The organism is Amycolatopsis sp. WGS_07 (assembly GCF_045278895.1).
Taxonomy (GTDB): domain Bacteria; phylum Actinomycetota; class Actinomycetes; order Mycobacteriales; family Pseudonocardiaceae; genus Amycolatopsis.
Window position 1 is genome coordinate 9,251,628 of record NZ_CP136053.1, and the last position, 14,195, is coordinate 9,265,822.

Consider the following 14,195-nt stretch of genomic DNA (forward strand, 5'->3'; position numbering starts at 1 on the left):
CGTGGCAGTGGTGTTGGTGGTCGAGGACGACGCGTCCGTCCGCGAGGGCATGGAGCTGGCGCTGCGCCGTCAGGGACACACGGTGCACACCGCCGCGACCGGCGAGGACGGCGTCGCGCAGCTGCGCGAACGAGCCCCGGACCTCGTGGTGCTCGACCTCATGCTGCCCGGCATCGACGGGTTCGAGACCTGCCGCCGGATCCGCGCGCTCGGCCAGGTGCCGATCATCATGCTCACCGCGCGCAGCGACGATTTCGACATCGTCGCCGGCCTCGAAGCGGGCGCGGACGACTACGTCGTGAAGCCGGTCGAACCGCGCGTGCTCGACGCCCGGATCCGCGCGGTCCTGCGGCGCACCGCCGTCGAGCCCGGGGCCGCCGGCCCGGAACAGCACGGCGACCTGGTGATCGACCGGGCCGGAATGCTGGTGCGCAAACACGGCGAGCAGGTCTCGCTCACGCCGACCGAACTGAAGCTGCTGCTGGAAATCTCGCGCACGCCAGGCCAGGTGTACAGCCGCAGCCAGCTGCTCGCCTCGGTGTGGGGGCACGATTATCTCGGCGATTCCCGCCTGGTCGACGCCTGTGTGCAGCGCCTGCGCGCGAAGATCGAGGACGTCCCGGCGCGGCCGGACCACGTGCAGACCGTCCGCGGATTCGGCTACCGGTTCGGCCGCTCGTGAAACGCCTGCGGTCGTGGGTGTCCGGGCTGCGCCTGCGGCTGGTCCTGGCGTTCGCGGCGATGACGCTGATCGGAGCGGGCGCGGCGGCGGGCGCGAGCTACGTGTCCGCACGCAACACGATCCTGGCCGGCGTGCAGGACCCGGCGATGGTGCAGCTGCGCGACGAGGTCTCGACCTACCTGCCGCAGCTGACCCTCCCGCCCGACCAGCGGCAGCTCGACAACATGGCGAGTTCGCTCAAGGGCATCACGACGGTGGTCTTCGGCTCGCTGCATTCGCGCGTCGGGCTCGATCCGGCGATTCTGCCCGACGCGCTGCGCCGCGCGGTCGCACAGGAGACCAGCATCCAGTTCCAGCGGGTCGTCGAAAGCGGCCGTCCGGTGCTCTACATCGGCATGCCGCTGCTGCGCTACCGGGGGACGAACTGGGAGCACACCGGCATCGAGGTCTACAAGACGGTCCCGCTGGCCGCCCAGCAGGCCGCGATCGAGCAGCTGGCGACGCGCGCGTGGCAGATGACCGCGCTGGCCCTGCCGATCGCGGTCGCGCTGGCGCTGCTGGCCGCGCGCCAGGTGCTGCAGCCGGTGCGCGCGCTGAACTCGGCGGCCCGCAAACTCGGCGACGGACAGCTCGACGTGCGCCTGCCCGCCAAGGGTTCCGACGAACTGGCCCAGCTGGTCACCACGTTCAACCACACCGCGGCGGAGCTGGAGCGCACCGTCGGCTCGCTGCGCGAGATGGAGGCCGACGCGCGCCGGTTCGTCGCCGACGTCTCGCACGAGCTGCGCACCCCGCTGGCCGCGATGAACGTGGTCACCGACGTCCTCGACGAGGACGCTGACCAGCTGCCCTCGGACACCGCCGTCGCCGCTCGGCTGGTGTCGGCGGAAACGCGCCGGCTGACCCGGCTAGTGCAGGACCTGGTCGAGATCTCCCGGTTCGACGCCGGACGGGCCGAACTGCGCGTCGAGGAGGTCGACCTGGCCGAGGCGGTGACGAACGCCCTCGCCGCCCGCGGCTGGACCGACTCCGTGACGGCCGACCTGCCCAGCGTCACCGTGCCCGCCGACCCGCGCAGGCTCGATCTCGTGATCGCGAATCTCGTCGGAAACGCCCTGCACCACGGCGCACCGCCGGTCGAGGTCCAGCTGAGCGCCGACGACGCGACGGTCTTGCTGACCGTCACCGACCACGGTCCGGGAATTCCGGAGGAGATACTGCCCAAGGTGTTCGACCGTTTCGCCAAGGCAGACACCTCGCGAGCCCGCTCCGACGGCAGCGGCCTCGGCTTGTCGATCGCACTGGAAAACGCCCGGCTGCACGGCGGCGACATCGAAGCGGCGAACACCGGCGACGGAGCGCGCTTCACGCTCCGCCTGCCCCGCACCGCGAGGAGGAGCGATGAAACGCGTCCTGGGGATCGCCCTGGTGTCGATCCTTGCCCTCGCTGGCTGCGGCATCCAGCCGACTGGCGTAGTCCCGGCCGGAAACGCGCCCGCCGGATTCCAGCTGGGCACGCCGCGTCCGCAGATCACGCTCTACTTCGTCTACGCGGGCCAGCTCAGCCCGGTGCAGCGGGCGTGGGCGAGAGACGCGACCCCCACGACAGTGCTGACAGAACTGTTCGGCGGCCCGACCGCCCTCGAAGAAAAAGAGGGCTTCTACTCGATGCTTTCGCCCGGCAGGCACGTCACCGTCGACACCTCGGCCCAGCCCGTGACCGTGACCGTCGCCGAATCGATGAAACAGCTGTACCCGATCGGCCTGCAGCAGGTGGTTTGCACTGTGTCCGCCTCGCTGGTGGCGTCCGGGCAGTCCGTCGAGAGGGGAATCACCGTGGTCGCGTCGGACACCAAACTCGAATCCCTCTACTGCAACTAAGGCACAAACCCAGCCACGACCCGGTCGACAACCGCCAGCACGACCTCCGTCGCGCTGTGCCCGTCCGGCACCTGCCGCAACGCCGCTTCCAACGCCCCGAGCACCGCACCGGTCAACGCGGCGGCCTCGACCCGGTCCAGCTGAGGCGCGCACGTCTCGTACAGCTTCTCCGCCCATCGGTCGGCCACCATGGAGTTGCGCAGCAGATAGCCGGCGCGCAAAGCGGGCACCGCCGCGAGCAGCCGGGTGCGCACCTCGGTGAGCGGATGGTCCAGCGGAAAGCTCCACGCGTCCGCCGTCGCCAGCGCGTGGACGGTCTTCTTCACGAGTTCGCCGACCGGCCCGCCCGCTTCCGCCGCCGCGAACACACCGTCCACCACCTCGTCGTAAAGATGCTGGTCAGCGAAGACAACGTCCTCTTTGGTGGCGAAGTAGTTGAAAAACGTCGCCGGAGAAACCTTGGCCCGCGCGGCGATCTCCGCGACCGTCGTGCCGTCGTACCCCTGCTCGTCGAACAGCGTGAGCGCGGCCTCGATCAGCGCCTGGCGGGTCCGCCGCTTCTTCTCTTCCCGCAACCCGGTCATGGCGTGAATCTTAGCGTTACTCTAAACTTAGAGTGTCTCTAAGATTGGAGGTCCCGATGGAACGGACCGGATGCGTGATCGCCGGCGGCGGCCCGGCAGGCATGATGCTGGGCTTGCTGCTGGCCCGGGCCGGCGTCGAGGTCGTCGTGCTGGAAAAGCACCAGGACTTCCTGCGGGATTTCCGCGGCGACACCGTGCACCCGTCCACGCTGCGCCTGCTGGACGAACTGGGCCTCGGCCCCCAGTTCGCCGCGCTGTCGCGTTCGGTCCTGGAGCGGATGAAGATGGACATCGGCGGGGAAACCGTGATCGCCGCCGACTTCAGCAAACTGCGCGGCCCGCACCGGCACATCGCCATGGTGCCGCAGTCGGAATTCCTGGGCCTGCTAGCCAAAGCAGGCGCCGACGAACCCGCTTTCTCCCTCCGCATGGGTGCCTCGGTGGTTTCGCTCCGCCGAGATGCCGGACGCGTAACCGGCGTCCGCTACCGCGACGAAACCGGCACGATCCACGAACTAGCCGCCCCACTGACGGTCGGCTGCGACGGACGCTGGTCGACAGTCCGCCAAGAACTCGGCCTCGCACTCAAGGAATCGGAAGTCCCGATGGACGTCTGGCAAGTGCGAGTGCCGAAAGCCGAACCGGGCGAACAGGGGGTGTTCGCCCGGTTCGGCCCCGGATACGCCTCAGTCACCATGGACCGCGGTGACTACTACCAAACCTCGTACCTCATCCCCCGCGGCCACAACGCGCAGCTGCGTTCCGCCCCCATCGAAGACTTCCGCTCCCGACTAGGCGAGCTATTCGGCTGGACGCCCACGCAACTCTCCGCCATCCGCTCCTGGGACGACGTCAAGCTGCTAGAAGTGACCATGGGCCTGCTCCCACGCTGGCACGCCCCCGGCGCACTGTGCATCGGCGACGCCGCACACCCGATGTCCCCCGTAGGCGGTGTCGGGGTAAACCTGGCAGTGCAGGACGCCGTCGCCACCGCCCGCTTGCTCGCGGAACCCTTGCGGCGCGGGGAAATCCCAGTTTCCCGCTTGGCCGCAGTGCGCCGCCGCCGCTTGCTCCCCACGGCAGCGGTGCAGTTCAACCAACGAGGCGAACACGACATGCTGCTACGCCCCGCTTTAGCCGGAACCCTAAACCGCCTGCCAACCCCCATGCGAGCCCTGCAACGATTCCCGGCCCTTTCCGGCCTCACGGCCTATCTCGGCGGCGTCGGCCTTCGCCCGGAACACGCCCCAGCCTTCTGCACGACGGTCCGCTATGGACAGTCAGGCTGGCTGAACTGCCGCCGGGCGGCGCACGACGGTCCGCCGCGAACAGCCACGCTGGCCGAACTGGCACCGGGCGGCGCACGCGGACCGGCTTCCGGGCCAGTCCGACTCGCCGCCCGCGTCCGGCTCCGTCGGCCCGCTGCCCACGTTGGTCCACTATGGATGGTCTCACTGGACCAACCCGGCAGCGACAGCCAACACCATCGCCCCGCTGTCACCGCCCAGTTAGGCAGCCCCGAACCGGAATCCGGACGCTAGCCAGGATCAACCCCAGCACCGCCCACCTAGGCAGCCTTGGCCCGCCGCAGCCTTCGCCTTTTCCGCCCCCGCAGCCTTCGTCTTTCCGCCCCGCCGCGGCCTGCGCCGTTCCGCTATGCCGGATAAGCCCGAGCCACCCGAGCGTCCTGCAGCGCACGAGCCCACCACTCAAGCTGGTCGAGCAACGCCTTCGCCGCGATCTCCGCCTCCGGATCGACGGGTTCCCCGCCCTCGCCGAACCGCCCGTGCACCCCGTGGAAACTCACGGTCTCCCGGATCGTCACCGCATGCAGCTCAGCGAAAACCGGGCGGAGATGCTCCACCGCCCGCAACCCGCCGGAAATCCCGCCATAGGACACGAACGCGACCGGCTTGGCATGCCATTCGCCGCGAAACCAGTCGAGGACGTTCTTGAGCGCGGCCGGGTAACTGTGGTTGTACTCCGGCGTGATCACGACGAACGCGTCCGCCGCCGCCAGCCGAGCGGAGACCGGCGCGGCCCCTTCGCCGTTCATGGCGAGCGGCAACGAGATCTCGGCGACGTCGACGACATCCACGTCGAACCCGCCGTGTCGGCCCGCCTGCCGGGCGAACCACCGCGCGACCGTGGGCGCGAACCGCCCTTCCCTGGCACTGCCGACGAGCACAGCGAGCCGGACGGGAGCTTCGGACACGTGTTTCTCCTTTTTCCCGGGGCGAGAACAGGTTTCCCGCCTCCGGAACAGAGTCTCGAACTTCAACCTCCCTTTAAGTCAAGTTATGCTGGACCGCATGACGAAGACGGAGCTGCCCGAACTGACCGTCGGCGAACTCTCCCGCCGCAGCGGCGTACCGGCGTCGGCCCTGCGGTTCTACGAGGACGAGAACCTGATCCGCAGCAGGCGCACCGCGGGCAACCAGCGCCGCTACCGCCGCGACACCCTGCGCCGGGTCACGTTCATCCGCATGTCGCAGCGGGTGGGCATGCCGCTGGCGCAGATCCGCGAGGTACTGGCCCTCCTCCCGGACGACCGAACCCCCACCCGCGCCGACTGGTCCCGCATCTCGTCCTGCTGGCGCTCCGACCTGGACCAGCGCATCCGCCAGCTGGAACAGCTCCGAGACCAGCTCAACGACTGCATCGGCTGCGGCTGCATGTCCCTGGCCAAATGCCGCCTGGCCAACCCAGACGACCAACTAGGCCAAGACGGCCCCGGCCCACGACGCCTCCCGGACCACCGCGGCGCGAAGTACGAATGAGGCCTCACCACACCTGAACCCGCACGCCGCTGAGCGCGCACGACCACGCCTGAGCCCGCACGCACTTAAGCCTGCACGCCGCTCAACCTGCCGCACGCCGCTGAGCCCGCTCGCCGCTCAACCCGCCGCACCGCTCAATCCGCCGCACGCCGCCAAGCCCACCGCGCGCTGCTGAGCCCGCACGCCGCTGAGCGCTGGCCGCGACCAAGTTCTCACGACACCCAGACCTCGCCACCGCCGCCGCTCGCAGACAGCTCAGGCCTGCGCGCGTCAGCCTGCCACCCATCACCGCACCTCGGACCCGGACCCTCAGCCCGCCGCTAGGCACCTCCCGCAACCTTCAGCCCACCGCTCGCCACCTCCCACAATCCTCAGCCCACCGCTCGCCACCTCCCACAGCCTTCAGCCCGCCGTCCACCACCTCCCGCAACTCGCAGCCCGCCGTCCATCGCCGCCACGCCTCCTCAGCCTTCCGCCCACCACCCGCAAGCGGTCCAGGCCCCACGGCCCGCCGCCGCAAGCCAAACCACCCGGACTCCCCTCCGGAGCCCATCCACTCAGCCGCCCAAAGCCGCCCAGCAAACCGGGCACTCGCCCGCCGCGTCAGTCACTCCGGCGCAGTCATCCCAGCAGCAACCCCCTCACGTAGGCGGCCTGCCCGGCGTGCTGCAGGTCGTCGGACAGCACGCTGACCAGCCGGACTCCCAAGGTCACCGGCGGATCCCAGTTTTCGTCGACCACGCGGTCCAGCGCCGCCGCGTCCAGGCCGGACACCCAGGACACCGTGTGCTCGTGCACGGCGTCGTAGTAGCCGGTGAGCAAGTCCGGCGATTCCGGCCGCACCTTGGCCACATCGTCGCTGCTGTGCCCGTAACCGATGTCGCCGGCTGGGAACGGCAGGCCGAATTTCGCGCGCCAGTCCTGTGCCGTCCAGAACTGGTCGGTGTCCGCGACGTCCGCGACATGGTCGTCCTGCACCCGCGCCAGATGCCAGACCAGCCAGCCGATCGAGTTCGCGTCCGGGCCGGGACGCGCCGCCAGCTGCTCCGCGGACAGCCCGTCGACTGCCTGGTGCACCACCTCGCGGACCCGGCCGAACCCGTCTACGAGCAGATCGGCCACATTCATCTCGCGCTCCTTCCGTCGTCGTGCGCTTGCCTCGATCATGCCCCGAAGATCCGCCGCTGCCCAGCTTCGTGACTCGGCTGGCGCGAGGGGTCCGCTCGCACCCGCCGAACCGCCCCAATACGGCGAAATCCACTGGCTACCAACGGTGACCGCGACCGTCCACTTCGGACTCCGACGGCATCGTCCGGCGTCGGGTAAAATCCGCGGCGAAACAACCAGCACCGCCGACGACGCGAACGGAGGGCCCCGTGGCGATCACCGCGCCCCGTGCCCTGCCCGGCTTCGACAACATCGCCGGGATCGCGATCCCGCCCTGGGCGGGCATGGTGATCACCGCCGCCTGCGCGGTTTCGGCCGTGGTGGTGCTGCTGGTGATTCTGCGCAACCGGCGCAAGTAGCCCGGGCCAGACATTCGCCGGTGCTGCTGGCGAATCACGCGTCCGCACGGGTGAAACGGCTGGTGATCACGTGATCCTTGGCCGGCCCGGTCACCACCCATTCCTGCTCCCACCGCCGGTCGTCGAGCACGCGGTACGCCCCTCGATACCAATCGGCGGCGCACGGATGGTCGGCCGTCCACTCTCCGGTCGCCAGGTCCAGGTCGTGGAAGAACCCGCCGTGGTCGAAGTGCACCGCCGCGCGGGCGGCCCCGGCCGGCCGGTAGTGCAGCGTACGGACGAACGGCCCGCGATGCGCTCCGAGCTGCAACTCTCCCGACTCGCGGTAAACGAGCACCCCGCCCTGGGCCGTGAACGTCGCACGTCCGCACGCCTCGCCCATCGCCGCCCCGTCGACGTCGACGATCTCGCGCGCGAGCTGCCATTCGCCGGAGAAGTACCCGGTCAGGTCGTTGATCGGAAAAGCCACGGATCCCATTGTGCGCCTCCCGGCCCAACGCGAACGGCACTGGGACGATCGACTCGACACCGTCTGTCACGAGGGTGGCGCGAAGGGTCCCGTCATCCCCATTGTCACCAGTCGGCATGCTGTTCACCCTGTGCAATCGACCCCGCAGCAGACCCCGAAACCGGCCAGAGCGAGGGGGACTCTCGCACCGAACCCGGCGGGGCAGGCTCGACCGGACCGCCTGTCGCCCTAGAATCGGCCGCGTGGCGCACCCCGATCTGGCCGAGCAGGCCACCCGTTCCCCCGCTCTCGAAACCCTGCAGCGCGTCTTCGGCTACGACGCGTTCCGCGGCGACCAGGCGGAGATCGTCGAGCACGTGATCTCCGGCGGCGACGCGCTGGTGCTCATGCCCACCGGCGGCGGGAAATCGCTGTGCTACCAGATCCCGGCGCTGGTGCGGCCGGGCGTCGGCGTGGTGATCTCGCCGCTCATCGCGCTGATGCAAGACCAGGTCGACGCGCTGCGCAACGTCGGCGTGCGCGCCGGATTCCTCAACTCCACCCAGGATTTCGCGCAGCGACAGGAGGTGGAGGACGCGTTCGTCGCGGGCGAACTGGACCTGCTCTACCTCGCGCCCGAACGGCTGTCGGTCGAATCCACGGTGCGGCTGCTCGATCGCGGCAAAATCGCGCTGTTCGCGATCGACGAAGCGCACTGCGTCTCCCAGTGGGGCCACGATTTCCGGCCCGACTACCTGATGCTGTCGTCGCTGCACGAACGCTGGCCGGACGTGCCCCGCATCGCGCTCACCGCCACCGCGACCGAGGCCACGCACAAGGAAATCTCGCAGCGGCTCGGCCTGGACACTGCGAAGCACTTCGTCGCGAGCTTCGACCGGCCCAACATCCAGTACCGGATCGTGCCGAAGAACTCGCCGCAGAAGCAGCTGCTCGACCTCCTGCGCACCGAGCACCAGGGCGACGCAGGAATCGTCTACTGCCTGTCCCGCGCGTCGGTGGAAAAGACGGCGGAATTCCTGGTGCAGAACGGAATTCCGGCGCTGCCGTACCACGCCGGGCTCGACAAGTCGACCCGCGCGGCGAACCAGGCGAGGTTCCTGCGCGAGGACGGGCTCGTGGTGGTCGCGACGATCGCGTTCGGCATGGGCATCGACAAACCGGACGTCCGGTTTGTCGCGCACCTGGACCTGCCGAAATCCGTGGAAGGCTACTACCAGGAAACCGGCCGCGCGGGCCGCGACGGGCAGCCGTCCACCGCCTGGCTCGCGTACGGGCTGCAAGACGTGGTGCAGCAACGCAAAATGATCGACAACTCCGAGGGCGACGAGATGCACCGCCGCCTGCAGGCTCAGCACCTGAACGCGATGCTGGCCCTGTGCGAGACCGTCGAATGCCGGCGTACGCAGATCCTCGCGTACTTCGGGCAGTCCGGTGAGCCGTGCGGAAACTGCGACACCTGCCTGACCCCGCCGGAACGCTGGGACGGCACCATTCCCGCGCAGAAGCTACTGTCCACAGTGGTCCGTCTGCGCAACGAACGGCGGCAGAAGTTCGGCGCGGGCCAGATCATCGACATCCTGCTGGGCAAGACGACCCCGAAGGTCACCCAGTTCCAGCACGACACGCTGAAGGTCTTCGGCATCGGCACCGAACTGCGCGAACCGGAGTGGCGCGCGGTGGTGCGGCAACTGCTGGCGCGCAACCTGCTGGCGGTTGAAGGGGATTACGGGTCGCTGGTGCTCACCGAAGGCTCGACCGCAGTGCTGAACGGCTCGCAAGAGGTGCAACTGCGCCGCGAACCCGAACGTGCGGCGCGTGCCCCGCGAACCTCCCGCCGCACAGCCGCCGCGCCGGTCGACATGCCCGCGGAAGCGGCACCGGTGTTCGAGCGCCTGCGCGCCTGGCGCGCGGCGACGGCCAAGGAACAGGGCGTCCCGGCCTACGTGATCTTCCACGACGCCACGCTGCGCCAAATCGCCACCCTGATGCCGACAACGCTCGACGCACTGGGCACGGTGAGCGGCGTCGGCGAGAGCAAGCTGGCCAAGTACGGGGAGGGAGTGCTGGCGACGCTGGCCGAGGAGTGAGGCTGATACGGCTGGGGTGGCCCCGCGCCGCTGCCCCGGGTCGGAGGTATCCGGCCAGGTCACGCGCGCGGTGGGCAGAGCGGCGGCGAACTGGACCGGTTGGGCCGGGCCGCTGGACTGCCCGCCGCCCAGGCGCTCCGACGCACGAGCCCTCCGCCAGCCACACACCTCAGCCCTGCGGAATCGCCGGGTGCCGACGCTTCCGGCTTCCCAGAACCTGCCCGCCACCAGCACTCGTCAACCCAAGCACCCTCAGCTCGTCAACTGCACGCCACCAGCACTCGTCAACCCAAGCACCCTCAGCTCGTCAACTGCACGCCACCAGCACTCGTCAACCCAAGCACCCTCAGCTCGCCAGCTGCACGCCACCAGCACACATCAACCCCAGCGCCCTCGGCCCGTCAACCGCCCGCTGCCAGCACACGGCAACCCAAGCGCTCGCGCGGCTCATCGGCTGTCCACGACCTCCGTCCGCGAAACATGCGGCCCCCACGTCAGCGTTCCACCAACCACGCACGCGCCCCTGGCACTAGGCCACCGAAAAGCCTCGCGCCTACTCCCCCACCCCGTCCAGGTTCACCCTCACTCAGCCCTCCGCGGCCGAGTCGTGTCCGCGACCTTCCGGACTGCCCCGGCGATCTGCGAGTGGTACCGGCCGTTCGTCTTCTCGTCCACGAACCGTGCGGCCTTGCCCACGGCCTCGTTGACCTTCTCCGGGTTCTTCCGCACGTACGACACCGCACTCGCGGCACCGGCCAGCACGGTGAGTCGCTTCATCAAAGCCATCGCACTAAGCCCTTCCCCTGAGGAAATCTCCGTCACCCTCCCCAACGTCGACCGGCAGCGCAGGGTTCCCGGCAAAACCCACATGACAAACACCGCACCGGCCAGGCATCATCCACGCGTGCGCGATCTTTCCGCCCTGCCCAAGGTGCATCTCCACGTCCACCTCGAAAGCACCGTCCGCCCGGCCACGCTCAAGGAACTCGCTGCCGCCCATGGGGTTTCGCTGCCGGACAAGCCCGCGAACTTCGACGGGTTCCGGGCATTCGCGGATCGCAACAGTCTCACGCGGTCGTGTCTGCGCGAACCGGCTGACTTCGAGCGGATCGCGCGGGAATTCTGTGCGGACGAAGCCGCGCAGGGGACTCGGTACGTCGAGGTCACGTTCACCGCGGCCTCGCACGGGGAACGGCTCGGAGATCTCGAGATGCCGCTCGACGCAGTCCTCAAAGGACTGTCGGAGGGCGGGAAAGAACATGGCCTGCAATGGCGGTTGATCCTCGACCACTCCCGGCGGCGGTCGCTCGAGCGAGCCTTGAAGACGCTGGACCTGGCCCGGCGGCACGAAGAGGTCGTCGGGATCGGGATGGCTGGCGAGGAACGCCACTCCCTTACCCCGTTCGAGGAGGTGTTCGCCCGGGCGCGGGAGGCGGGGCTGCATCTCGTCCACCACGCTGGAGAGGACGCTGGGCCGGAAAGCATCCGCGAGGCGCTCGAAATCGGTGGCTCAGAGCGCATTGGGCACGGAATCCGCATCCTCGAAGACCCGGAGCTGACGGCTCAAGTCGCCAAGAGCGGGGTCGCGCTCGAGGTGTGTCCCTCGTCGAACGTCACGCTCGGGTTGGTTCCGTCGCTCCCGGAACACCCGCTTCCCCGGCTGGTCGAGGCCGGGCTCACGGTCACACTCAACACGGATGTCCCGGACGTCACGGGCACCACGATCACCGACGAATTCACCCGGGCGAGGGAAGTTTTCGGTTTCCCTGACTCGACATTGGCCAAGCTGGCCGGCAACGCGGTGACCGCGTCGTTCGCCCCGGATGAGGCCAAAGCGTTGCTGCACAAGGAGATTGACGACTGGCTCAGGTCGGCAGCAGACGCGTGACCAGCACGCCGAGCTGATGTGCGTTCCGGCATTCGTGCATGTCGACCAAGTCCGCGTAGTCCGGCGCGGCCGAATCGCCGGTCCCCCACAGGGATTGGCGTTCCGGGTTCAGCCAGTGGACGTGCCGTGCGCGGGACCGGATCGCGCGGACGGCGTCGAGGTTCGGGTCGCCGCCGTTCGTGCGGGCGTCGCCGAGGATGAGCACCGACGTGCGCGGGCCGACCGCGTCCAGCCAGTGAGCGGTGAACTGGCCCAGCGCGCGGCCGTAGTCGCTGTGGCCGTCCCAGCGGACTACCGCCGCTTCGCTGAGCATTCGCGCGCCCAGCTGTTCGGGATCCGCGGCACCAGTGTCCACCAGGTGCGTTACCTCGTCGGTGCTGTCCACGAAACCGAACACCCGGATTTTGCTGAACTGGTCCCGCAACGCTTGCACCAGCAGCATCGTGAAGTTCGCGAAACCCGCTACCGAACCGGAAAGATCGCACAGCAGGATGATTTCCGGACGGCCGGGGCGGCGATGCCGGTAGGCTGGACGCAGAGGTACCCCACCAGTAGAAAGTGAACGGCGCAGCGTTCGGCGCAGGTCGATGTGGCCGCGGGTGGTGCGTTTGCGGCGCGCGGCCAAGCGGGTGGCGAGCTTGCGGGACAGCGGCTGGATGGTTCGCCGCAGCTCGGCCAATTGCGTACGGCTGGCGATGAGGAAGTCGACGCGGTCCGCGGCAGGGGCGATCGCGTGCTTGGCAATCCTTTCCCGGCCCCGGAGTTCGGCGGCTCGGCGGCGCGCCTCGGTACGCACCCGGCCGCGGAAACCCTCGACGCGGCGGCGGATCTCGTCGCGGGCGAGGCGGTCGGTGAACTCGTCGGGCGAGCCGGCGGGGCTCGACGCGCGCATGGCCGCGAGCACCTGGGCGATGAGCGTCTGCGGTTGCAGGCGGTCGAGCGTCTGGTGTGCGGAGTAGCCGCCGCCCGGGCCGGTTCCGACGCCGTACTGGCCCAGCAGGTCCACGGCGAGTCCGGCGAGCTGGTCCAGCGCCTGGTCGTCACCTTCGGCGAGGGCGGCGGCGAGCGCCGCGCGCAGTTCTTCCCGGTTCTGCGGCGGATTTTCGCGCGCCAGTTCGGGAGCGCCGACGCCGGCCGGGAAGTACAGGTCGAACGCGGCGTCGAACACCGACCGCTGGCCGCCCCGGCGGACCAGTGCGGCGGCGAGGCCTTCGCGCACCAGCTCACGGTCGTCCAGGCCGAGCACTTCCAGCGCGGCCGCCGCGTCGGCCGTCTCGCCGGGACCGGCCGGGATGCCTTGCGCCCGCAGCGCTCGCACGAACTCCGCGAGCCGCCCGGTCAGGCCCGGCGCGGCGGTCATGACGCGTCCAGCACCTGGTCGAGATTCAGACCGGCCCCGGCCTTCGCGATGTCGTCCTGGTGCTTCAGCACGACGCCGAGGCTTTCGCGCACCACCCGCTCGTCGAGCGTGCCCGCGCCCAGCTCCAGCAGCGTGCGCGCCCAGTCGACGGTCTCCGCCACCGACGGCAGTTTTCGCAGGTCCATCGCCCGCAGCGCGGCGATCACCCGCACCACCGAATCCGCCAGCGCCGACTCGATGCCGGGCACCTTCAGCCGGACGATCTCGCGTTCGAGGTCTTCGTCCGGGAAGTCGATGTGCAGGAACAGGCACCGCCGCCGCAGCGCCTCGGACAGCTCGCGCGTCGCGTTCGAGGTCAACACGACGAACGGCTGCTGCGTCGCAGTGATCGTGCCGAGTTCGGGCACCGTCACCTGGAAATCGCCGAGCACCTCTAGCAGCAGACCCTCGATCTCGACGTCGGCCTTGTCCGTCTCGTCGATCAGCAGCACGGTCGGCTCGGTGCCGGAGATCGCGGTGAGCAGCGGGCGGCGCAGCAGGAATTCCTCGCCGAAGATGTCCGTGCGCGCCTCGTCCCACGTCTCGTCGCGGCCGGCGGTGATCCGCAGCAGCTGCTTCGCGTGGTTCCACTCGTACAGCGCGCGAGCCTCGTCGATGCCCTCGTAGCACTGCAACCGCACCAGCCGCGAGCCAGTGACCTCGGCGACCGCCGTCGCCAGCGCGGTCTTGCCGACCCCGGCCGGCCCCTCGACCAGCAGCGGCTTCCCGAGCCGGTCGGCGAGGAACACCGTGGTCGCGACCGCGGTCGACGCGAGGTACCCGGCCTCGGCCAGCTGCGCCGACACGTCGTCGACGGACGAGAAAAACCCGGTGCCCACGTAGCCTCCTAAGCGATCGCTCACCTGCACTGTACTGGCCAGCCGCCCCGAACGGGGTCC

At 69.4% G+C, this 14,195-nt stretch carries 14 protein-coding genes and 1 pseudogene; 8 read left to right on the plus strand and 7 right to left on the minus strand.

Features of this window, described 5'->3' with window-relative positions; all coding sequences use genetic code 11:
* The first annotated feature begins 1 nt into the window (after position 1).
* The 3 genes and pseudogenes from RPX00_RS43480 to RPX00_RS43490 all read left to right on the plus strand — a co-directional run bounded on the left by RPX00_RS43480 (position 2) and on the right by RPX00_RS43490 (position 2,563).
* The gene (locus RPX00_RS43480; RefSeq protein WP_406634659.1) at positions 2-682 is read left to right on the plus strand and encodes a response regulator; all 681 of its coding nucleotides are present in this window, start codon (positions 2-4) and stop codon (positions 680-682) included.
* 59 nt (positions 683-741) lie between these two features.
* Positions 742-2,073 (plus strand): annotated as a pseudogene (locus RPX00_RS43485) (ATP-binding protein); the annotation flags it as partial.
* A gap of 10 nt (positions 2,074-2,083) precedes the next feature.
* Entirely contained in the window at positions 2,084-2,563 is a 480-nt protein-coding gene (locus RPX00_RS43490) for a hypothetical protein (RefSeq protein WP_406634661.1), read from the plus strand.
* Here RPX00_RS43490 and RPX00_RS43495 read toward each other — a convergent pair.
* Entirely contained in the window at positions 2,560-3,147 is a 588-nt protein-coding gene (locus RPX00_RS43495; protein ID WP_406634662.1) for a TetR/AcrR family transcriptional regulator, read from the minus strand. The two genes, RPX00_RS43490 and RPX00_RS43495, sit on opposite strands and share 4 nt — an antisense overlap.
* 56 nt (positions 3,148-3,203) lie before the next feature.
* Here RPX00_RS43495 and RPX00_RS43500 point away from each other — a divergent pair, with 56 nt between their 5' ends.
* Complete coding sequence (locus tag RPX00_RS43500; RefSeq protein WP_406634664.1) at positions 3,204-4,688, plus strand: FAD-dependent oxidoreductase; 1,485 nt, start codon at positions 3,204-3,206, stop codon at positions 4,686-4,688.
* Between the two features lie 113 nt (positions 4,689-4,801).
* Here RPX00_RS43500 and RPX00_RS43505 read toward each other — a convergent pair whose 3' ends face one another.
* Complete coding sequence (locus tag RPX00_RS43505; protein WP_406634665.1) at positions 4,802-5,362, minus strand: NADPH-dependent FMN reductase; 561 nt, start codon at positions 5,360-5,362, stop codon at positions 4,802-4,804.
* Between the two features lie 97 nt (positions 5,363-5,459).
* Between RPX00_RS43505 and soxR the strand changes: the two genes are divergently transcribed.
* On the plus strand, positions 5,460-5,927 hold the full coding sequence (gene soxR / locus RPX00_RS43510; protein ID WP_406634667.1) for a redox-sensitive transcriptional activator SoxR: 468 nt from the start codon (positions 5,460-5,462) through the stop codon (positions 5,925-5,927).
* A 621-nt stretch (positions 5,928-6,548) separates the two neighbouring features.
* On the opposite strand, the gene RPX00_RS43515 is transcribed toward soxR, so the two are convergent.
* Entirely contained in the window at positions 6,549-7,055 is a 507-nt protein-coding gene (locus RPX00_RS43515; RefSeq protein WP_406634669.1) for a DUF664 domain-containing protein, read from the minus strand.
* A 248-nt stretch (positions 7,056-7,303) separates the two neighbouring features.
* Between RPX00_RS43515 and RPX00_RS43520 the strand changes: the two genes are divergently transcribed.
* Complete coding sequence (locus RPX00_RS43520; protein WP_406634671.1) at positions 7,304-7,453, plus strand: hypothetical protein; 150 nt, start codon at positions 7,304-7,306, stop codon at positions 7,451-7,453.
* A 34-nt stretch (positions 7,454-7,487) separates the two neighbouring features.
* Here the strand turns inward: RPX00_RS43520 and RPX00_RS43525 are convergent, their stop codons facing one another.
* Positions 7,488-7,922: a DUF6314 family protein gene (locus RPX00_RS43525; protein WP_406634673.1), complete on the minus strand. Its 435-nt coding sequence runs from the start codon at positions 7,920-7,922 to the stop codon at positions 7,488-7,490.
* A 242-nt stretch (positions 7,923-8,164) separates the two neighbouring features.
* Here RPX00_RS43525 and recQ point away from each other — a divergent pair, with 242 nt between their 5' ends.
* Complete coding sequence (gene recQ / locus RPX00_RS43530; RefSeq protein WP_406634674.1) at positions 8,165-10,009, plus strand: DNA helicase RecQ; 1,845 nt, start codon at positions 8,165-8,167, stop codon at positions 10,007-10,009.
* Positions 10,010-10,591: 582 nt separating this feature from the next.
* Here the strand turns inward: recQ and RPX00_RS43535 are convergent.
* Positions 10,592-10,795 (minus strand): antitoxin, encoded by a 204-nt coding sequence (locus tag RPX00_RS43535; protein WP_406634676.1) that lies wholly within the window; start codon positions 10,793-10,795, stop codon positions 10,592-10,594.
* Positions 10,796-10,913: 118 nt separating this feature from the next.
* Here RPX00_RS43535 and add point away from each other — a divergent pair, with 118 nt between their 5' ends.
* Complete coding sequence (add, locus tag RPX00_RS43540; protein WP_406634678.1) at positions 10,914-11,897, plus strand: adenosine deaminase; 984 nt, start codon at positions 10,914-10,916, stop codon at positions 11,895-11,897.
* Here the strand turns inward: add and RPX00_RS43545 are convergent.
* Together RPX00_RS43545 and RPX00_RS43550 are read right to left on the minus strand one after the other, a co-directional pair.
* Entirely contained in the window at positions 11,875-13,257 is a 1,383-nt protein-coding gene (locus RPX00_RS43545) for a vWA domain-containing protein (protein ID WP_406634680.1), read from the minus strand. The genes add and RPX00_RS43545 overlap by 23 nt on opposite strands.
* Positions 13,254-14,135 (minus strand): AAA family ATPase, encoded by an 882-nt coding sequence (locus RPX00_RS43550; protein WP_406634682.1) that lies wholly within the window; start codon positions 14,133-14,135, stop codon positions 13,254-13,256. The genes RPX00_RS43545 and RPX00_RS43550 overlap by 4 nt, the downstream gene beginning before the upstream one ends.
* Positions 14,136-14,195: the final 60 nt, after the last annotated feature.